This window comes from Methanohalophilus sp. DAL1 (genome assembly GCF_001683555.1).
Classification (GTDB): domain Archaea; phylum Halobacteriota; class Methanosarcinia; order Methanosarcinales; family Methanosarcinaceae; genus Methanohalophilus; species Methanohalophilus euhalobius.
The window spans coordinates 22,933-44,591 of record NZ_MAFX01000055.1 but is presented as its reverse complement, the minus strand read 5'-3'; the positions used below and the strand labels follow the sequence as shown (position 1 = coordinate 44,591).

The following is a 21,659-nucleotide window of genomic DNA, read 5'->3' as shown; positions in this document are numbered from 1 at the left end:
TATCTCAGAGATGATCGATGCATTTCTTTCCATTGATGAGTGTCAGTTATTTCTAATAAGCAGTAAACTCAAAAAACAAACTGTCGTAAGGGAGGATAATTACTAAATATCTGAAATAAACAATGCTATATACAATCCCAAAAGTGATAATCGCTTGAGATGATAAGTACATGTTGATCGAATATATACAGGCGGCCCTTGAAAAGCGCCTGATGCCCTTTAAGTACAAGAATGCAGATTAAATTTCAAGCATTCGATCAAGGGATTTTTTTGCCTTTTCCCTTATACTTTCTTCTACATTCACTTCATATTGCATTTTTTCCATTGAATCCAGCAAAATGGAAGGTGTAACCATTTTCATGTTTGCACATGAGGCAAAGGCAGAAGCAAAATAGAACGTTTTATCAGGATGCTGCTCCTTGAGCCTGCAAAGAATACCATTTTCCGTCCCGATTATAAATTCATTTACATCTGTTTTGCCCGCTCTTTCAATAATTCCCGAGGTACTGAGTACTGCATCTGCCATTTCAACAACTTCAGGCCTGCATTCCGGATGAGCCAGGAATTCAGCATCAGGATGCTCCTGTTTTGCCATTCTGATTTCTTCCGGCATTATCTGGTGATGAACCGGACAATAACCTTCCCAGGGGATTATTTGTTTTTCTGTGTGAAGGGAGACATAATGTGCCAGGTTCTTATCCGGCACAAATATCACTTTATCTTCTTCAAGAGAATTTACCACATTGACAGCATTTGAGGAAGTACAACATATATCGCTTTCTGCCTTGACAACCGCTGAGGAATTAACATAACATACAACTGCAGCATCGGGGTTGTTTGCTTTTGCTTTCCTGAGGGATGGCACATCAACCATTGCTGCCATGGGACAATGAGCATCCTTTGCAGGCAGTAGTACCTGCTTATTCGGGGAAAGAATGGCCGCACTCTCCGCCATGAAATCCACTCCGCAAAAGACAATGACATCACAATCATGTTCCACTGCCTGACGGCTCAGTCCAAGTGAATCACCAGCATAATCTGCCAGTTGCTGTATTTCACATCGCTGGTAATTATGGGCCAGAATAACAGCATTCATTTTTGTCTTCAGTTCTTCGATTTTAGCAATTATTTGATCCATATAAATCATCTTAATCTCTAATTCACGGCGTTAACTATATTTGAGAGGCAAATATATTAAATTGTTGGACGATAACCTAAACAGGTGATATTTTATGGAAAAGATAGATATTAAAGTCAAAGGAATGACATGTGGCCATTGCAAGATGGCAGTTGAGAAGGCTTTACAAAATATTACTTCAGTATCCAGAGCGGAAGTAGATCTTGAAAAAGGCGAGGTCCACGTGGAATATGAACCTGATATAAATGTAGAAGAGCTGAAAAAAGCTGTCAGGGATGCAGGTTACGAGGCATAATATAACCATGGCTGAGATTTTTTTACATATAAGCGGTATGAGTTGCGGACACTGCACAAAAAGTGTCCGCGATGCTCTTGAAAGCCTTGAAGGAGTGAAATCTGCAGAGGTGGACCTTGAAAGTGGTATTGCTAGAGTGAATTATGATCCTTCATCCACCAGTGTTGAAACCATGAAGGATACTATTAGCCAGGCCGGATATTCTGTCGAAGGCCAGGAAGAGAATGCATGTGAAGGAACCTGTCCTGTAAACATTGAAGAAATATCAACCCGAGATTCCGATAGGACCCTGACATTGAATATTTCAGGTATGTCCTGTACTGCCTGTGCCAAACGTATCGAAACAGGCCTTGCAAAAGTAGATGGAATTGGAGAAGTCTCAGTTAATTTTGCATCGGAAAAAGCCTCTATAACATATGATGTTAATAAGCTGGATTTAAATGACATACGTGAGCAGATCGAGTCCCTGGGGTACGGAATTCGCAGTGATCGCCTGACTCTGGATATTACCGGGATGAGCTGCACCTCCTGTGTATCCAACGTAGAAAAGGCGCTTAAAAACCAAGCCGGCGTATTTGAAGCAAATGTAAACTTATCCCTGGAAAAAGCGGATATAATTTTCGATAGTTCCGTAATCAATCAGGAAGGTCTCATCAAAGTCATAGAAAACGCAGGTTACGGCGCTTCAATACCGGATGGTACACAAAATAATTTGAAAGACAAACGAGAACAGGAAAGAATTGAGCAACAAAAAAATGTTTTGATAGCCTTTGCTATGACATTACCCCTGACGCTTGGTGCCATGCAGGGAATGCTGAGGATTGACCCTTATGTGCCTGATATTCTCGCCAACAATATTGTTCAATTCACCCTGGCAACCCTCACTTTGACTTTTCCCGGCAGACAGTTTTTCACCGGAGCTTTTAGGGGATTGCAGCACGGATATGCCGACATGAACTTATTGGTGGCCTCGGGTACCGGAGCCGCTTTTGTTGCAAGCACTGCAGCAGCCTTCCTGAATCTGGGGGCGGGATATGAACATACGTACTTTGATTCGGCTGCCATGCTTATTACATTCATCCTTTTCGGACGTTACCTGGAAGCCAAAAGCCGGGGTAAGACCTCGGAAGCGATACGTAAGCTTATGGGGCTGCGGGCAAAAACTGCCCGGATAATCGTGGATGGGGAAGAAAAAGATATTCCTGTCGAAGAAGTAAAACCTGGAAATGTCATCGTTATAAAACCCGGGGAAAAGATACCGGTTGACGGTGAAGTCATAGAGGGGGATTCTGCTGTTGATGAATCCATGATCACGGGGGAAAGCATCCCTGTTGAAAAAAGCACAGGAGATACAGTAATCGGTGCAACGATAAATAAGACTGGTTCATTCAGGTTCAAAGCTACAAAGGTCGGTGCTGATACCGCCCTGTCACAGATCATAAAAATGGTAGAAAGAGCCCAGACATCAAAGGCACCCATTCAGCGCCTTGCAGATATTGTAGCAGGATACTTTATTGTCATTGTGATGTCCATTGCCCTGATGGCATTTTTATTCTGGTTTTTCATAGGCTACGGAACATTTAATGTTGCTGAACTTACAGGTGTTGCCAGTCCTTTCCTCTTTGCCCTGCTGGCTGCCATCACGGTGCTTGTAATTTCGTGTCCCTGTGCATTGGGGCTTGCCACACCGGTTGCCATAATTGTAGGTACCGGAATGGGTGCTGAAAATGGAATCCTCATACGCGATGGGGAAAGTCTGGAGACTACTCCAAAAATAGACACTATCGTGTTTGATAAAACCGGTACCCTGACAATCGGTAAACCTTTCCTTACAGATGTTGCAACAACAGGTAATTATGAAGAAAACTACCTGCTTCAGGCAGCAGCTTCAGTTGAAATCCTTTCCGAGCATCCGCTGGCTGAAGCAATTGTGGAAGGAGCAAAATCCAGAAAACTTCAGCTAAAAAATGTATCCGGTTTTGAATCATTATCCGGCAAAGGAGTTGTAGGAGAATGGGAAAATCATTCTGTATTTATCGGCACCAAACGTCTCATGGAAGAGAAAGGAATCGATATGGGAGATGTATCCCGCGATTCGAATAAGTTTGAAGATGAAGGAAAAACAGCAATAATGGTTGCCCTCGATGGTACAATTGCCGGTGTCCTGGCTGTTGCTGATGTATTGAAAGAGGAGGCACCATCAGTAATATCCCGACTGCAGAAAGAGGGGCTTGAAGTTGCCATGATTACAGGTGATAACAGCAAAACTGCACATGCAATTGCAAGACAGGCAGGAATTGATACAGTCTTTGCAGAAGTGCTACCTGCAGATAAGGCTGCGGAGGTTGAAAAGCTGCAAAGCCAGGGCAAAAGAGTAGCAATGGTTGGAGATGGCATCAATGATGCACCGGCCCTTACCCAAGCTGATGTTGGAATTGCTATGGGTGCAGGAGTGGATGTGGCCATCGAGTCTGCGGATATCGTCCTTATTAAAAATGATATGAAGGATATTTTAAAGGCCCTGAATTTAAGTAAACTGACAATGAAAAAGATCAAACAAAACCTTTTCTGGGCATTTGGTTACAATACACTTGGTATACCTATTGCAGCCGGTGTACTCTTCCCAATATTTGAGCAAATACTCATTACACCGGCAATGGCAGCAGCATTCATGGCCCTGAGTTCGGTCTCTGTGATGACAAATTCCCTGTTAATGAAAAGGAAAAAGGTAGATTAATTATGGATAAGAAAAATGAAAATAAAAACCGAATCCTGGCTCTTGCAAGTTCCATGATTACAACAGCCCTTTTTGCGGGAGTTGCCATCTCAATCAATAATGGAAATCCGGACAAATTTGCAGATGTTGATATTGTTGCAGGGTCGATTTTTGTATTTCTATTAAGTTTTATCATTTTCCTGCTCATCTGGCCGATACTGGCTGATAAATAATCCAGATTTAGTTTTTAGTTTGTTACATTTTGGATATGCAATAAGTGCTATTACTGTTACTTGTTAGCATGAGTCACGCTTCCACAATTCACAAATATATTTAAGATATTGTTGTGAAAATGATTAAAACTTAAATCATGGATAAACATGACAGTTTAAAAGGTAGGCTCAAAATGCAGGAAAAAATAAAAGAAATTTCATTACGTGTCAAAGAATTGCGTGGATTATCCGGTATAAGTGCAGAGGAAATAGCCTCCTCCCTTGATATCGCATTAGAAGAATATAGTAAATACGAATCAGGGGAACTTGATATCCCTGCTAGTATCCTCTTTGAAATTGCACAATTGCTCGAAGTTGATATGACGGTGCTACTTACCGGTGAAGATCCAAGGATGCATATTTTCACCATTACCCGTAAAGATGAAGGAGTAAGTGTAGAAAGAAGAAAACAGTACCAATACGAAGGACTGGCTCCAAATTTCATTCACAAAAAGGCAGAACCATTCGTAGTTACCGTTAAACCCCAATCCAACCAGGATTCCATCCCCAATTCCCACCCCGGCCAGGAATTTGATTATGTACTTGAAGGGTCCCTGAAAGTTATCATTCATGATAATGAAATAATTCTCAATGAAGGTGACTCAATATACTTCGATTCAAATTACAACCATTCAATGCAGGCAGTCGGAGACAAAACTGCAAAATTCCTCGCAATAATCTTCTAAATTCCAAAATGAACAAAACGGGTGCAAGAATGACCTCACTTATAAATAATTTCCTGGAACAAATCGATTTTGAATCATACGATGCCTTTTACGCTAATTTTAAGATCAATATCCCTGAAAATTTCAATTTCGTATATGATGTTGTTGACCGGTACGCAAGGGAACAGCCTGAAAAAAAGGCTCTTGTCTGGTGTAACGATGATGGCGAAGAAAAGATATTCACTTTTGCTGATCTGAAATATTACAGTGAAAAAGCTGCCAACCTTTTCAGTGAGTATGGAATAAAAAAGGGTGATGTGGTAAAACTTACCTTAAAGGGAAGATATGAATTCTGGATATGTATATTGGGATTGCACAGAATTGGTGCCATCGCTCTTCCCGGCACCCATATGTTAACAACCAGAGACCTTAAGTATCGTATTGAAAGAGCAGACATACAAATGGTCGTCAGTGATGCTGATGAAGGGCTTTTGGATCACATAGATGAGGCACACAAGGATTTCAAAGATGTGCTCAGGCACAAATTTGTGATTAACCACAATCGTCCCGGCTGGATTAACTTTACAGAAAAACTGGAAAATTCACCCGCTGAATTTGTACGTCCAAAAGGAAAGGAAGCAACACAGAACAATGACATATCCCTGATGTATTTCTCATCCGGCACAACCGGTTTCCCGAAAATGGTACAACATGATTTTACATATCCCCTTGCCCACATACTCACAGCCGGCTACTGGCAAAATGTAATGGACAATGGTCTGCATCTTACAGTAGCAGATTCCGGCTGGGCAAAATGTGCCTGGGGCAAACTCTACGGTCAATGGATTTGTGGCTCAGCTGTCTTTGCTTATGATTATGCACGATTCGATGCCCGGAATATGCTGGAAAAAGCCAGCCATTATGGTGTTACAACATTCTGTGCACCACCTACAGTATATCGCTTCCTGATAAAGGAAGACATAAGCCAGTATGATTTTAGCAGTCTCAATTACTGTGTGGTTGCAGGAGAGCCGCTGAATCCCGAGGTTTATGAAAAATTCCTGGAATATACCGATCTCAAACTAATGGAAGGATTCGGCCAGACAGAAACTGTTGTAGCCATTGCAACCTATCCATGGCTGGAACCAAAACCCGGCTCTATGGGGAAGCCCTCACCTATCTATGATATCCAGTTGATGCGTCCTGACGGAAAACTTGCCGATGTCGGAGAAGAAGGAGAAATTGTAATCGATACATCAAAGGGCAGGCCTACAGGTTTGTTTGCAGGTTATCGTGCAGATCCTGAAAAGACAGAGGCAGCCTGGCATGACGGGTATTACCACACCGGTGACATGGCATGGAAAGATGAAGACGGATATATGTGGTTTGTAGGACGAGCAGATGACATCATCAAGAGTTCCGGTTATAAGATAGGGCCATTTGAAGTTGAAAGCGCACTTATACAGCATCCCGCAGTCCTGGAATGTGCAATCACTGCATCCCCCCATCCTGTACGTGGGCAGGTTGTAAAAGCCACCATTGTACTTACTAAAGACTATGAAGCAAGTGAGCAGCTCAAGAAAGAGTTGCAGGACCATGTAAAGAAGGTTACTGCACCCTATAAGTATCCGAGAATAGTGGAATTTGTACCCGAACTTCCCAAGACCATAAGTGGCAAGATTCGCCGGGTGGAAATCAGACAACACGACGACGAAAAGGAAGACAATTGATTTATATTTCTTTTCCTTTTCTACTCTTCAGATAATAAGAAGGCATCAAGAGTTGATTTTATGAAGGAAGAAAAAGCAGAACCATATCCTCTAATCAATATTATTGAATGCAAAGGCTGTGCCAGATGCATTACTGCCTGTCCAAAAAACGTGCTGGAAATGAGTGATGAACTCAACAGAAGAGGTTACCATTATGCTCAGTATAAAGGTCAAGGGTGTACCGGCTGCACTAATTGTTATTACACATGCCCGGAGCCTCTTGCAATAGAAATACACATCCCTGCTAAAAAGAGGTGTTAAGATATGGCCACACAACTTACAAAAGGTAATGATGCAGTGATAATTGGGGCACTCTACGGAGGATGTGACTGCTACTTTGGTTACCCCATAACCCCTGCAAGTGAAATTCTCCATGAAGCATCCCGAACCTTCCCCCAGGTCGGGCGTAAATTCGTACAGGCTGAATCCGAAGAAGCTGCAATAAACATGGTGTTCGGAGCGGCTTCTGCTGGACACAGGGTTATGACCGCATCCTCAGGCCCGGGAATCAGCCTGAAACAGGAAGGTGTATCCTATCTTGCAGGTGCACAGCTTCCCTGTGTAATCGTTGATATTATGAGAGCGGGACCCGGTCTGGGGAATATCGGCCCGGAACAGGGCGATTATAATCAGGTCGTAAAAGGTGGCGGACATGGGAATTATCGCAACATCGTGGTTGCACCCAATTCAGTCCAGGAAATGTGTGATTTGACCATCAAGGCATTTGATTTGTCTACAAAATACAGAAATCCTGTAGTGGTATTGGCCGATGGTGTACTCGGACAGATGGTCGAACCACTGAAATTCCCTGAAAAAGTAGTCAAACCGGAAATTGATACTTCATGGGCTGTTTGTGGCAATAAAGAGACCTACCAGAACCTTGTAACTTCCATTTTCCTTGACTTTGATGAGCTGGAAGAATTCAATTATGAGCTGCAGGAAAAATACGAAACGATAAAGAAAAGGGAAGTCGATGTCGATGAATACATGATGGATGATGCCGAAATCGTCCTTGTATCCTATGGAATTAGCAGCCGGATATGTCGTTCTGCTGTTGAGCTTGCCCGCAAGGAAGGTATCAAGGCAGGACTTTTCAGGCCAATTACCCTTTTCCCGTTCCCTGAAAAAGAACTGGCTGAACTTGCCGGAAAAGGTGTCAATTTCATTTCAGTGGAAATGAGCAACGGACAATTGATGGATGACATAAAACTGGCAACATGTTGCAAAAAACCTGTGGAATTGGTTAATCGCATGGGTGGCAATCTCATTACAATGGACCAGGTACTGGGTAAAATAAGGGAAGTCGCAGGCAAGGAGGAATAAAAATGGAAGAAAAAGTTATAAAGAAACCGGATTCCCTCTACGATGAATTCACACGCAAGGGCGGAGCCGCTCCGACTGCTACCCACTATTGCCCGGGTTGTGGACATGGCATCCTCCACAAACTTATTGCTGAAGCCATGGACGATCTTGAGATACAGGAACGTTCAGTTATGATCAGCCCCGTGGGATGTGCTGTTTTTGCCTATTACTATTTCAATTGTGGCAATCTCCAGGTAGCCCATGGCAGGGCACCTGCAGTCGGAACTGGCCTATCCAGATCGGAAGGGGATGCAGTTGTTATTTCCTATCAGGGTGACGGTGATCTGGCCTCTATCGGTATGAATGAAACAATCCAGGCTGCCAACCGCGGGGAAAAGATGGCGGTTTTCTTCGTCAACAATACCGTATACGGAATGACCGGAGGCCAGATGGCACCTACCACACTTATCGGCGAAAAAACAGTGACCTGCCCCACAGGCAGGGACCCCAGGTTTGCAGGATATCCCCTGCATATGTGTGAACTGCTCAATAACCTGGACGGGCCTGTCTTTATCGAAAGGGTATCGGTGTCAGACATCTCCCATATCCGCAAGGCGAAAAAAGCAGTCAAAAGGGCTCTTGAGATCCAGAAAGAAGGCATAGGTTATGCATTTGTGGAAGTACTTGCTGCCTGTCCGACAAACCTTAAACAAAATGCCGAGCAGAGTACTAAATTCATTAATGAGGAAATGGAGAAGGAATTCCCTCTGGGTAATCTCAGGGACCTGGCTGAAGAAAGGGAGCCTCTTCCCTCTCCGAAAAGTGACTTCTCAAAGGAAAGTATCGATCATATTTACAAGATCGACGATTCCACATCTCCTGACGCTGTGGAAGATCCTGAATTTACACGTGTACTTGCCAAGATTGCAGGTTTTGGAGGCCAGGGAGTACTCAGTATGGGCCTGATCCTGGCCCGTGCAGGATGTAGTGCCAAACGATTCACTTCCTGGTATCCATCCTATGGTCCTGAACAGAGGGGAGGTACCTCAAATTGTTCTGTAGTCATTTCAGGAGAGGAAATCGGCTCCCCTGTAGTGTATGAATCGGATATCCTGGTGGCCATGAACCTGCCGTCACTGGAAAAATTTGCCTCTGATGTCAAACAGGGTGGAATTATCCTTTATGATACCACGATAGGTGACTTCAAGGCACCTGAAGGTGTAAGGGCAATTAAGGTGCCTGCCACCCAGATTGCAAAGGAGGGAGGCTCTGAAAGGGCTGCCAATACTGCAATAATAGGTGTGTTGATGCATCTTGGGGTAACAGGTCTTGATGTTGAGGACTATATGAAAGCCATTGAGGAGACTTTTGCAGCAAAGCAGAAACTCATACCTCTCAACCAGCAAATATTGAAAGAAGGAGCAAAATGGGCTTCTGAGAACCTCTGATATCACCATGGAAATTATATCAGCCCTTTCACGACCACCCATTGATATGGATTATCCGGCCAACCGGATAATCATTTATCTTTCTACTGCGATATTTATTGCATAGATCTCATATCAGATTTTTTCAGGAGAACATCTGAGTGAAGCGATTATAGGGGCTGGTAGATCTGCTCATTCTATCTTTTTTGCCTGGGCACTTACAAAAGAGATTGATCCTGATAATCCACATGCAGCATTAATTGCCCATATGTGGATGCGCATGTGTATGGGAAAATAATCAAAATAACAAACTAATAAATATATCAGAAGAAGCAGAGAAAAATACATTGGGTTCAGAAAAAATAATGGACAAAATGTTTACTGTATGGATTTTGATAATAGCGTTTATTGTAAGAAGAAAATTGGTATAAAGGATAGAACTCCTTTATTTATATAAGATCATATGTCTTTGCGACTATTCTGGTCATAAATCATATTCTCGACACGTTTGCGGTCAGAGATATCATAGAACAACACCAAAGTACCCAGTAGTTTACCTGCTTCATTACGAATGGGAGAACCAATTACATCTACAGGAATCCGGGTTTTGCTTTTAGTAACAAGCACTGTATGACTTCCAAGGCCGTAAAACATACCTTCCTTCATGACTTTCTGGATCGGGTCATCTGTCTTTTCACCAGGAACTTCATTCTCAACTACAAAAACTTCTGACAAGGGCAAACCAATTGCTTCATCCTGATCCCAACCGGTTAGAGCTTCTGCAAATGGGTTAATGAATTTGACCAGGCCTTCTTCATCTGTTGCAATTACTGCATCCCCGATACTATTGAGCACAGCAGTAAGCCATTTCTTGCTTTCTTTGAGCCTGCGTTCCATTTCATATTTGTATAACGCAATTTCTATGTTTGTACGCAATTCGGACTCTTCAAATGGCTTGAGGATATAACCAAAGGGCTCCGTGAGTTTGGCCCTTCGCATTATATTGTCGTCTGCATAAGCCGTAATATAGACTAAAGGAATATCATAATTGAGTTTTATGAAATGAGCAGCTTCTACACCATCCATACCATCTTTGAGCATTATATCCATGAGAATAAGATCCGGCAGGTCATCCTCACAGGATTTCAGTATGTCCAGTGCTTCACTACCACTATAAGCAGGAATAATGTCATAATCATTCAATAGATAAGCCGTAAGTAATTCGACATTATCAGGCTCATCGTCGACTACAAGAATTTTTGTCCTTATCCCCTCATCTGTCATATTGACACCTGGTTATTATAGTTCCGTATGAACAGCATTTATCAAGTAAATTTGAAAAACTTTTGGTACTTGATCTTATATATACATAGTTAGAGAGGGTTATATATAATGATTACTGATTATAATCAGCAGTCAGCCTATTACATTCATATTAGATACCCATATTGAAGGGGTAATAATACTACCAACCATTCGGACATCATCTCCGGCACCTTTCACATTCCTGAGCAACTCAAAAATATTGCCGGACACCATAAGAGACTTGATCGGTTTTTCTATCTGGCCATCCTTGATCACAAAAGCATTGCGGCCTTCCACTGAAAAATCCCCGGATATCGGGTTTGCAGTGTGTGCACCTATTACATTTGTAATAAATACCCCATCTTTTATTTCAGAAATTATGTCAGATGCTGGATGATCAAAGACAACATTGCGGGTGCCAACACTGGGTGTGGAAGTATATGAACCTCTGACAGCATTGCCGGTACTGTATCTTTCTTCTTTACCAGCAGTATAGGAATCATAGATGTAAGATTTGAGTAAACCATCTTTGATTATTCCGGTGGATTGTGAAGGAGTACCTTCATCATCAGAAACCGAAGATGCAATACCACCATCCAGGATACCGTCATCAGTTACTGTAAGACCTCGGGCTGCAATATCGGTGTTCAATTTTCCCGTTAGGCTGGACCTGCCTTTCTGTATATTATCCGCTTCTATTGAAGATAAGAATGAAGATTCCATTATGTCCGAAAAGGCAAAGGGATGAAATACGACATCTTTCTGTCCACTATTCACAGAAACGCCATTTTTGCAGGAATTGGCCAGGTTTGCGGCTTCTTTCCCGATCCCATAAAAATCAATATCCATATCCCGGGATATACGGAAATCGTATGCTGTAGATGGAATACCGGAAGTTGTGATCACATCAATAAAACCCGATACTGCAGTACCCTTTTCCTCAACTTCAACACCGTTAGTGTTCATGATAAGCTGGTTGGAATTCATACGGGAAAAAGAACCTGAAGGAGCTATTATATCGCTAAAAGAACAAACACCATCAATCATTTCCTTTGTCAGGGAGATGCAATCCTCAAGCTCAAGTTCATTGACTTTCTTACTGAAAATGCCATTTACGGCAGGATATTTACCACTTGAAGGCAGGTTTTTCCAATCTTCATCTGAATCGCGTACCTTGGCCATTGCAATAGCACTTTTCACAGTTTCCTCAAGCCGATTGAAAATGTTAGTACTTGCAAATCCCACTGCACTATCTTTAACAACCCTTACACCCAATCCCTGACTTTGTTGATTCCTGGCACTTTCAATAAGGTTGTGACGGACACTTGCAGAAGTCACTTGATTTGCTGAGATGAAGACCTCAGCCTCATCGGCTCCATATTTATTGGCAAATTCAAGGACTTTGTTGCCAATATCGTAATTCTGCATTATTGGACACCTCCCACAAGGGCATCTGAAATAAGAAGATGAGGAGACCCGTCTGATACCGGAACTGCCTGACCGCTTTTGCCACATCTGCCCGAATGCATTTTAAGATCATTTCCTACCAGTAAAACATTTTTCAGGATTTCCAGAGTATTACCAGACAGGGACACATCACGCACAAGGTCTCCGATTTCCCCATTTTCCACAATATAACCTTTTTCGGCATTGAACTGGAAGATTCCTTCACCTGTATTAACCTGTCCTCCACGGGTACCCGCAAGGTACATTCCGTCACCCAGTTCTTCCAGCATTTCATCAAGATTTGAATTTCCGTTGTCAACATATGTATTACTCATTCTGACAACAGGTGCAGAATATCCCTGGCTGCGACTGTTACCTGATGTACCACCAAGTTTACCTGCGGTTTCCCTGGAATGCAGATAGGAATTCAATACTCCATCCGTGATAATATCTGTTCTATGAGATTGCATTCCTTCTGCATCAAAGGGATAGTAACCGAATTTATGAAGGGTAGGGTCATCTACGATATTAACAAGTGGTGAAGCGATTTCTTCACCTATTCTGTCTGCCAGAATTGAACTTCCTTCCAGCACCAGATCGGCTTCTGAAGCATGCCCAACTGCTTCATGGGCAAATACTCCGGCAAGTTCAGGATCAAGAATTACAGGACCCTTTCCTCCTTTTGCCTGACGGGCACCCAGCAAATCCACAGCTGTCTTTCCGGCAGATTGTGCCTTTTCCAGAATTGCAGGGTCACGGAACATTTCATAACCGCATACGTCAAAATTGCTTTCTCTTCCTACCTGATAGGCTGCACCATCTGAAGCAATGGCTGAAATTGCAAATCCGACTCTGGTAAGTTCATATTCGCAATCCGCACCTTCAGAATTTGTATAATGAACCTTAAAGGTTGATTCAGAGTATGATGCGGATGTACTGCTAATTCCCTTGCATGAAGCATTATTGGAAAGGTCTTTCAACAACTCAACTTTTTCTTCAACCGGAACATCCCGGGGGGTTTCCTTTATAGACGGCAGATTGTCAACATTGGGTTCACAGTAAGATGCAAGAGTTACTTTTTCTCCTGGACTGTGTTTATTTACATCAGAAGCCAACTCTCTCGCTGCATTTATTGCAGTATCAATACCATCAACCCCTTCAGATGAAGTATAACCCCATGAGCCGCCACAAAGAGCACGTACCCCACAACCACTACCGTAGTTGGTATTTATGTCTTCTATTTTACCGTTATCGAGAAGGATAGAAGTTGATTCACCCTCAATCCACCTCACATCATAAAATTCTGGTTCTCTCATTTACTGGATTCCCTTTAAATGTTGTTTAACCGGGAATGGATTCGGGAATTTCCAGATCAACTTTCATATCTGTCAGCTCCTTGAGTTTTTCCCTAATTCCTTCCTTTTTGGTGCCCACAAGACTGTGCTCTATAACTTCGGATATTGTTTTGACAGGAATTATTTCAACCTGATCCTTGTAAGCTTCTTCAATCAAGACATCATCCTTATTGGTCCAGGGTATAATAACTTTTCTAATTCCACTCTGGGCTGCGGCTTCAATCTTGTAGGTTACACCACCCACCGGCAATACATCACCTCTTACAGACAGGGAACCTGTCATCGCAACACTCTGATCAATAGGTATGCCTTCAAGTGCCGAAATCACGGCCGTTGCAATGGACACAGAAGCACTGTCTCCTTCAACTCCTTCATAGGTACCGATAAACTGGATATGAATATCCTTATTCATTATGTCCTGGCCTGTCACCTTTTTGATCACAGCTGACACATTGAGGACCGCTTCCTTGGCAATGTCCTTGAGCATACCGGTGGCAATTACTTTGCCTTCAGCCTGTGACTGTGGAGGAGTTACTTCTGCCATTATAGGCAAGACTATTCCAGAATCTCCGCCCATTACAGCAAGCCCATTGACCTTACCGACAGCAGCACCTTTCTTGGAAAACAACTGGTAATCTTTTTTCCTTTCCAGATAACTGTCAGCAAGCTGTTGTTCTATGGAGCGTGCCATATTCTTGGCTGCAAGTACATGTTTTGCAGAGGTGATGTTTGTACCCTCAGCATGTGCAATATCTCCTGCTACTCTCACAAGTCCTCCAAGATCACGTAATTTCAAAGTTAGATGGCCTTTTCTTCCGGCCCGCCTGCGTGCTTCCTGAATGACTTCTTCAACAGCGGACTGATCGAAATCGGGTATATGGCCGTCCCGCTTAACTTCCTGTGCCACGAACCGAACAAGATGCTTGCGGTTATCAGCAGTGTCTTCCATGGTGTCACGCATGTAGAGCTCATATCCATAACCCTTTATACGTGACCTGAGTGCAGGATGCATTTTTTCCACAGCATCCAGATTACCTGCAGCTACCATTATAAAGTCACATGGAACCGGTTCTGTTTTCACAAGGGCACCTGAACTGCGCTCTGACTGACCTGTAATCGGATATTCTTTCTCCTGGATTGCCGTAAGCAGGCTCTGCTGGGATTCGATCCTGAGAGTATTGATCTCATCAATGAAGAGTACACCTTTGTGGGACTTGTGAATATCTCCACTCTCTACCCTGTCATGAGACGGGGTTTCCAGTCCTCCTGACTGGAATGGATCGTGCCTGACATCCCCAAGGAGGGCGCCTGCATGGGTACCGGTGGCATCAATATAGGGAGCATTGTCCTGCTCATAATTTGAAACCAGCAGCTTTGGGATCATCATTTCTTCTTTTGGCATAAATTGCCTGCTAAGAATTAGCATCATTATAGCTGCAATGATACCCCAGAGAAGTTGACCCACATAGAAAGAATACATCACAATACCAAAAATAAGGAACATCATCAACATGTTCCTTGATTGAGATTTCTTTCTGGCCTCCATTTTATGAGCCATAACAATCTCCCTGCCCTTTCCGGCAGGGACGGTACGGATACGTGGATTGTTGTTGTCTTCAACATTGGGATATGCAAGGATATCCTGCAGTTCCTCCTTTGGAAGCAATTCTGCCATTGCCTTTGCAAGCATGGATTTACCGGTACCGGGAGTACCGATCATCATCACATGTCTTCTCTGGCTTGCAGCTTTCTTGACAACCTCCACCGCATGATCCTGCCCAATAATCTGATCGATCAGTAGTTTAGGCACTTCAATGGAACTGGTGGTGTCAAATGATTCTTCCAATTCCTCATCTTTAGAAGCCATTTCTTCCGCCATATTTTACTCACGTTTAAATCAATATTAAAAGTTCACAATCTCTAGAGTCTATCAAAAGTATATAATCAGTAGATTGGTATAATGCATGAAATAAACTCATTCCTGATAAATATATTTAACCGTCCAACCTGTCCTTTTCGGGAAAAAGTGCCTGACATATTGTGACAATTATATTTGTTCATTTCCAGACTCATAACATAATCATAATAAACATAACGTGCAGGGATTTAGTTAAGGGGAAGAAACACTCTATATATAAAGACTTGTATATTGACCAGCGGTGTACCAATGGAAAGGCTATCTACAGGAATTCAGGGTCTTGACAAAAAGATTGATGATGGATATCCGGAGAAAAGAGGGATTCTTATCACCGGTGCCCCGGGATCAGGTAAAACTATTTTTGCAATGCACACAATAAATCAGGCATGTATAGATGAGAAAAAAACTGTAATAATGGCAACAGAAGAGACCGAGGAAGATATTACCGAACAGGCAAAAATATTTGGTTTTCCTTTCGAGGAATATATAAAAGGTGGTTTACTTGAAATTGTGAAAATCCTGGAAATGAGAAGTCGGAGCGTAACTAAGGCTGCTGAAATGATAGATGGGTTGAGTTTTAAACAGGTTGACCTCATAAACATACCTGAACTGATACCTTATGATGCCGAAGTAGTAGTAATGGACAACATTGGAGTTTTCGCAATTGGTTTAACACCGCGTGAATTTCGTGACCAGTTTGATACATTGAATCTTTTACTTTCACAAAAGGATGTTACAACACTTTTTGTGATGGATGAAGCTGCCCACCAAATGACCCATGAGGTTGCAGATTACTCGACTTTTGGAAACATCAAGTTACTGGTTAAGGAAAATCCCTACACAGGGAAAATGGAGCGTTTTATTTTTATACCAAAGATGAGAAATACAGCCATTTCTCTTGACCCCGTGCCGTTTGAGATTACATCAAAAGGCATCGATATAAAGGGCAAGAAAGATACTTGATACCATCTTTTGCTAAAAAGGCTTATTAGCCAGTATTCCTAACGTAACACAGAAAAATATGGAAAGCGAAATCACACCCAAAATACTCATAGTGGATGACGAACCACAGAATCTGGATTTAATGGAAGCATACCTCTCACACTTATACGAGCTTACTCTGGCTGAAAGTGGAGAAGAATGCCTCCAAAAAGTAAAAGAAAATGACATAGATATTATTCTTCTTGACATTATGATGCCGGGTATGAGTGGCTATGATGTTGCTAAAAAATTAAAAGAATCAGAAAATACACGCCATATCCCGATTATTATGGTAACTGCACTATCTGAAAAAGAGGACCGCATTAAAGGTATTGAAGTTGGTGCAGATGATTTTCTTACAAAACCTGTAAACCGGGTGGAACTTCTAACCCGTGTAAAGTCATTGTTGCGCATCAAAAGCCTCCATGATGAGCTGGTGGCTGAAAAAGAGCACCTTAAAATGCAAAATCGCATTCGAAAAGTTTTAACCTCAATTATTCCCTCCCTACTTAGTAGTGCACCACCTGAACAGAAGAAAATAATTATTCGTCAAATGGTTGATATGGTGGAAGATATTGTACGTAGTGATTGTGAGAGGAAAACTGCAGATTCGCAAGATGTAGCCGAAATTTGCTGCGGGGCTATGAATCAACTGGGAGCCAGTTATTTTGTAGAGGATGACAGTGACAATAATGGGTGTTCGATCATAAAAGCACACAGGTGCCCATGGGGAGAAGAATGTAAGATAAACCCCATAATGTGCAACCTCACCACCGGAGTTTTCTCAAAGATGGTTAACGGAGTCACCAACGGCGAAGTTATCGTAGATAAAACAATGGGTAATGGGGACGACCACTGTTGTTTTCATATTTGTTTAGAAGAAGAATGAAAATTCATTCTCCTTTGAGTTTCAGGATGCGGATTGCCATATGAGCTGCATTTGCACCGTTATCAATACCAACAGTTGCAACCGGTACACCCGGTGGCATCTGTGCTGTGGACAATAATGCATCCAGTCCCCCAAGTTTGGCACCCACAGGCACCCCGATAACAGGCTTGTCAGTCTTTGATGCTATCACGCCGGGAAGTGCGGCAGAAAGTCCGGCTATCGCAATGTAAACGATAGCCTCGTCCTTACCTACATATTCATCCAGTTCATCGGGATTGCGGTGGGCAGAAATTACCTGTACATCATAACTGTAATCTGTGTTGTCCAATACATTGGTTACACGATTCGAAATTGCCCGGTCCGATTCAGACCCCATCACTATTGCAATATCTACCATTTTTGTACCTCTTATTAAGGAAGATTACCTTCACCGCTTAATTCATGTTGCCTTTCTATATTCATTTGTATAAGGAGTTTGAAAATCTGTTTTACCACAGTGGAATCTAAACCTTTTTCAGTAGCAATAGAAACAGCTCTATCTATTACCACATCATTTTGCGTGTCGTCATTGATAGGAAGATTGGCCTGGTGTTTGTACTTTAAAATATCATCTGCAAATTCAACTCTTTTTGCAATGAGTTTCACCAGTTCCCTATCAATATTTTCGATCTCCTGTCTTACATTTTCGATTGTCATAAAAACCAACAATTACCTGGTTTAAATTGCTCCTTCATTATTGATCTTCGTCCTTATCACATTTCCGCCTGTAATACGCTTCTCCCAGGCCTTTGCAAGTTTGTCCAGATCGGAGCTATCCCCAATTGCCACATATGCAGGACCTGTGCCAGAAAGGGTGACGCCTTCAATACCACTTTCAAGGGCTACCATCATTGGTTTGGTATCAAAACCCAAAGCACCACAATAAAGAAAACCATTTAATGTCATTGCTTTCTCAAATTCCCGATGGATTACAAGGTCATAAGCCATGTCTATCCAGGGTCCAATTAATTTTGATCCTGTTACGTCAGTCTCCGAACTATATGCCTTTTGAGGAGGAACAAAAACAAGTACTTCACTGTTTTTCTTGATGCGGTTGAAAAGAATATCTTCTTTGTTATCAGTTACTACCACACCACCAAAAAAAGATGCACAGGCATCATCGAAAGCCCCTGTGATTGTCACTCCGGATTTTTTAGCTGCCTGGACCCCTAATTTTACCATCTCCAGAGGTTCCATTGATTCTTTTATGGCATCCAGAGTAGCAATAATAACAGCGTTAGCCGCAGCACTGCTACTTTTTAGTCCGCTAGCATGGGGAATTTCACTTCTTGTTTGTACCGTGCCCTGCATTTTCAAATTAAACAGGTCAAGAGTTATACCAACTGCATTCTCGATCAGAGTGGTATCCATATCCCCATTCTCTTCAATGATACCTTCTATAGGACCATCGCCCTGTGATAATTCAACCCTGGCAAATGTCTTGAGGTCCAATCCAAAAGCTGCACCTTTCCAGGTAGAAATTGCATTGAGGATGGTACCTGCACCCAAAGCTTGCCCATATCCTGTTACAGTCATGAAAAATATCTCCTTCTATCAGAGTTGCTGTTCAAACATTTCTTTAAGTTTACTAATATCAGCAATAATTGTATCCCGTTCTAATTCAACGGAATTTTGCTCCCTGCTGTATTTATCCGTCAACTTATCAATAAAATCCAGTTCGACATGAGCAGAAGTAAATTCCGGATGGTATGAAGACAAATCTTCAAGAGGTATTACTGCAACACTTCCCTTTGTAGTCTTTGCATCCAGTCCTTTAACTATAAGTGAATAATTGAATTCCAAAAAACCATATGTACGAGCCAGGTTTTTGGATGTATCCTGAACCTGTTGTGCCCGTTTTGCATTCATACGCCGATAGGCAGCAGTTGAATCTTTATATTCCAGAAAACAGACCCTGTTTTCCCTCCACCAGACTGCATCATATTCTGCAAGAGTGGATGAATTGCGGGAAGCCAGAACGTTGAACAATACACCATTTACATCCGAAATGTCCAGATTTTGTCGAAAATCATATTCAGATTCTACAATATCGGGCCTGGTACGCAAATTGTAAGGCTCTTGTTTTCTAAATTCCAGCATAGATGGAAATAAAGCTACCTTTTATTTAAAATTGATCAAGGGAAGAAAAAGGAAAATTATATTCTTATATCCTTCTTCCCCATTTTAATATCCCCTACACCCAGAAAAGTAAACCTTGTTTCCATTGGAATACCGACTCCATGCACCTGAACATCCTTGCGATCAACATCTATAGTTATTTCACCTTCGTCCAGTTCAGCTTCATGCATGTAATCCATTATCAATCTATGACCGATCTCCCGGGCAGCCTCCACAGCTTCTTCATGGGACTTGAAATTTTCATTTCCGCCGGGATAGAACAATGATATTGAAGAAGGACGCAGATTATATTTAGATTCACCAAAATTCGGGCGAATTAGCACTTCAATACGCTTTATCCCCTTACCTGCAAGCGCTCCTACTGCATTACCCACATCCGCATATTCAGGCAGGACTATTTCCGCATCTACTAGCTTTTGCATATCATTTACATAGGCCTGTACAGGACCTCCAAGCAGTACCACGGGAACATCCACATGAAATCCGCCATAATGATTGCCACGGACAACTTTATTGATCTGTGAATCCTCGAGGTCATTAAAGACATAGGAAAGAAGGTTCTGTGCCATGTTCTTTGCAACTTCATCTTTAACTTTACCGGCAATTTCATCAGCATCCAGATCTGCGAAGTATCCAAGTATTTCTGCACCGACCCTGGAAGCTTCACTGTTCCACTCATTATATTCCCCAAGAACATGAAGGGCATCGGTTGGAGTAAAACCTATGGCCTGTACCAGACGTTTCTGGATCAGGCTTGCCATGACCATAGGCGATGGCAATGCTTTACTGTCCCAGTAGATGTCACTCACGGTCAGGGGTTCATCCTTTATGCGGGAAAGAAGGTCTTCTTCGCGATCTGTAAGTTCAATGGGTTCCTGTTTGGTTCTAATAAAGAATTTTGTGGGCTGGATATTTTCCCCTAGCTGGCTTTTCAGTATACTCTGTCCTTTCTTGAGTTTTGTAGTAATTGCCGGATATTTACTGGCAGCCACACAGAGAGGAACGACCCGGCGTGGACCTATGAAAACATTATGATTCTTAACCCACACATGACTGTCTCCACCCATTGCAGAGGTTTCCATTCTTATGGCTTCCACCTTGGTTGGCCAACCCCCAACAGTTGCCCCTTCATCGGTTATTTCAGGTAGATTGTCAATAACCATAGCTACATCGGTACTTGTACCTCCGACATCAATGACCAGGCAATCTTTGCTTTTGGCAAGATATGAAGCACCAACAAGGCTTGCTGCAGGACCGGTAAATATTGATTCGATCGGGTGTTTGAGAGCTTCTTTCATACCCACTATGGAACCATCACATTTGAGCATCATAAGTTTTGCATCGATTCCTCTTCGATCTATCTCAGATGCAACTGTTTCCATAAACCGGGTCGATATGGGCAAAAGCTGGGCGTTTAGATAGGCTGTAACACCTCTTTCATATGCCCCCAGGGACTGGGAAAGTTCATGGCCACAGATCACAGGCAAACCGGTCATTTCATCTATAACTTCCCTTGCCTTCAATTCATGGTCCGGGTTTCTTACACTAAAATAGGCAGAAACCGCAAATGCTGATACCTTATCCTGAACTTCTCCTACAAATTCTTTTATAGAATCCATGTCAAGGGATTGTTTTTCGTTCCCTCCGGAAGAATGGCCGCCCTGTACAGATATTGAATACTTGATTGATGAATCGTTTGGAACCTCTCCCCCTATCATGATAAGAGCTACCGGATAACCTGTACCTTCCAGAATAGTGTTGGTTGCAAGAGTGGTAGAGACCGATACCAGAGAGACTTTTTCCAGAAATGACTGATCCAGGCCGTCAAGTACTTCCTGAATTCCATCCAGCAAATCAGGATAGGTCGTGCGGGCCTTTCCATGATCAATAATCTTCCCATCCGAATCCCGCAGGATTACGGCATCTGTATATGTTCCACCGGCATCTATACCAAGACTGTATTTCATTTGTAACCCTCTGGCAATTTTTAAATATAAAACTAT

20 protein-coding genes are annotated in these 21,659 nt (G+C 42.4%); 10 read left to right on the top strand and 10 right to left on the bottom strand.

Annotated features, from left to right (window positions below; all coding sequences use genetic code 11):
* Positions 1-238: 238 nt before the first annotated feature.
* Positions 239-1,144, bottom strand: a complete 906-nt coding sequence (gene nadA / locus A9957_RS09380; protein ID WP_373420709.1) for a quinolinate synthase NadA — start codon at positions 1,142-1,144, stop codon at positions 239-241.
* An 88-nt stretch (positions 1,145-1,232) separates the two neighbouring features.
* Here nadA and A9957_RS09375 point away from each other — a divergent pair, with 88 nt between their 5' ends.
* The 8 genes from A9957_RS09375 to A9957_RS09340 all read left to right on the top strand — a co-directional run bounded on the left by A9957_RS09375 (position 1,233) and on the right by A9957_RS09340 (position 9,605).
* A complete protein-coding gene (locus tag A9957_RS09375) occupies positions 1,233-1,433 on the top strand; it encodes a heavy-metal-associated domain-containing protein (RefSeq protein WP_096711475.1) in 201 nt (66 codons plus the stop codon).
* Positions 1,434-1,440: 7 nt separating this feature from the next.
* A complete protein-coding gene (locus tag A9957_RS09370; RefSeq protein WP_096711474.1) occupies positions 1,441-4,170 on the top strand; it encodes a heavy metal translocating P-type ATPase in 2,730 nt (909 codons plus the stop codon).
* Between the two features lie 2 nt (positions 4,171-4,172).
* Positions 4,173-4,382 (top strand): hypothetical protein, encoded by a 210-nt coding sequence (locus tag A9957_RS09365; protein ID WP_096711473.1) that lies wholly within the window; start codon positions 4,173-4,175, stop codon positions 4,380-4,382.
* Between the two features lie 173 nt (positions 4,383-4,555).
* Positions 4,556-5,107, top strand: coding sequence for a helix-turn-helix domain-containing protein (locus A9957_RS09360; protein ID WP_096711472.1), 552 nt, complete (start codon positions 4,556-4,558; stop codon positions 5,105-5,107).
* 29 nt (positions 5,108-5,136) lie between these two features.
* Positions 5,137-6,816, top strand: a complete 1,680-nt coding sequence (locus A9957_RS09355) for an AMP-binding protein (protein WP_105460601.1) — start codon at positions 5,137-5,139, stop codon at positions 6,814-6,816.
* Between the two features lie 60 nt (positions 6,817-6,876).
* Entirely contained in the window at positions 6,877-7,116 is a 240-nt protein-coding gene (locus A9957_RS09350; RefSeq protein WP_096711470.1) for a ferredoxin family protein, read from the top strand.
* A 3-nt stretch (positions 7,117-7,119) separates the two neighbouring features.
* Positions 7,120-8,178, top strand: coding sequence for a 3-methyl-2-oxobutanoate dehydrogenase subunit VorB (locus tag A9957_RS09345; protein WP_128754021.1), 1,059 nt, complete (start codon positions 7,120-7,122; stop codon positions 8,176-8,178).
* A gap of 2 nt (positions 8,179-8,180) precedes the next feature.
* Positions 8,181-9,605, top strand: a complete 1,425-nt coding sequence (locus tag A9957_RS09340) for a 2-oxoacid:acceptor oxidoreductase family protein (protein ID WP_096711469.1) — start codon at positions 8,181-8,183, stop codon at positions 9,603-9,605.
* 438 nt (positions 9,606-10,043) lie between these two features.
* Here A9957_RS09340 and A9957_RS09335 read toward each other — a convergent pair whose 3' ends face one another.
* From A9957_RS09335 to lonB, 4 genes are all read right to left on the bottom strand, one after another.
* Positions 10,044-10,868, bottom strand: coding sequence for a response regulator (locus tag A9957_RS09335; RefSeq protein WP_096711468.1), 825 nt, complete (start codon positions 10,866-10,868; stop codon positions 10,044-10,046).
* A 132-nt stretch (positions 10,869-11,000) separates the two neighbouring features.
* Complete coding sequence (locus A9957_RS09330) at positions 11,001-12,317, bottom strand: TldD/PmbA family protein (RefSeq protein WP_096711467.1); 1,317 nt, start codon at positions 12,315-12,317, stop codon at positions 11,001-11,003.
* Positions 12,317-13,651 (bottom strand): TldD/PmbA family protein, encoded by a 1,335-nt coding sequence (locus tag A9957_RS09325; RefSeq protein WP_292344024.1) that lies wholly within the window; start codon positions 13,649-13,651, stop codon positions 12,317-12,319. The genes A9957_RS09330 and A9957_RS09325 overlap by 1 nt, the downstream gene beginning before the upstream one ends.
* Before the next feature lie 25 nt (positions 13,652-13,676).
* Positions 13,677-15,569 (bottom strand): ATP-dependent protease LonB, encoded by a 1,893-nt coding sequence (lonB, locus tag A9957_RS09320; protein WP_292344022.1) that lies wholly within the window; start codon positions 15,567-15,569, stop codon positions 13,677-13,679.
* A gap of 288 nt (positions 15,570-15,857) precedes the next feature.
* Between lonB and A9957_RS09315 the strand changes: the two genes are divergently transcribed.
* Positions 15,858-16,571 (top strand): ATPase domain-containing protein, encoded by a 714-nt coding sequence (locus A9957_RS09315; protein WP_292344020.1) that lies wholly within the window; start codon positions 15,858-15,860, stop codon positions 16,569-16,571.
* A 58-nt stretch (positions 16,572-16,629) separates the two neighbouring features.
* Positions 16,630-17,478 (top strand): methanogen output domain 1-containing protein, encoded by an 849-nt coding sequence (locus A9957_RS09310; protein WP_096711464.1) that lies wholly within the window; start codon positions 16,630-16,632, stop codon positions 17,476-17,478.
* Between the two features lie 4 nt (positions 17,479-17,482).
* Here the strand turns inward: A9957_RS09310 and A9957_RS09305 are convergent, their stop codons facing one another.
* From A9957_RS09305 to A9957_RS09285, 5 genes are read right to left on the bottom strand one after another with little or no spacing between them, the layout of a single operon-like run.
* Positions 17,483-17,875, bottom strand: a complete 393-nt coding sequence (locus A9957_RS09305; protein ID WP_096711463.1) for an AIR carboxylase family protein — start codon at positions 17,873-17,875, stop codon at positions 17,483-17,485.
* A 14-nt stretch (positions 17,876-17,889) separates the two neighbouring features.
* Positions 17,890-18,174 (bottom strand): chorismate mutase, encoded by a 285-nt coding sequence (locus tag A9957_RS09300; RefSeq protein ID WP_096711462.1) that lies wholly within the window; start codon positions 18,172-18,174, stop codon positions 17,890-17,892.
* 21 nt (positions 18,175-18,195) lie between these two features.
* Positions 18,196-19,053 carry a shikimate kinase gene (locus tag A9957_RS09295; RefSeq protein WP_096711461.1) on the bottom strand — a complete coding sequence of 286 codons (858 nt, stop codon included), beginning with the start codon at positions 19,051-19,053 and terminating at the stop codon, positions 18,196-18,198.
* An 18-nt stretch (positions 19,054-19,071) separates the two neighbouring features.
* Complete coding sequence (locus A9957_RS09290) at positions 19,072-19,617, bottom strand: hypothetical protein (protein WP_292344019.1); 546 nt, start codon at positions 19,615-19,617, stop codon at positions 19,072-19,074.
* A gap of 56 nt (positions 19,618-19,673) precedes the next feature.
* Complete coding sequence (locus tag A9957_RS09285; protein ID WP_096711459.1) at positions 19,674-21,623, bottom strand: hydantoinase/oxoprolinase N-terminal domain-containing protein; 1,950 nt, start codon at positions 21,621-21,623, stop codon at positions 19,674-19,676.
* Positions 21,624-21,659: the final 36 nt, after the last annotated feature.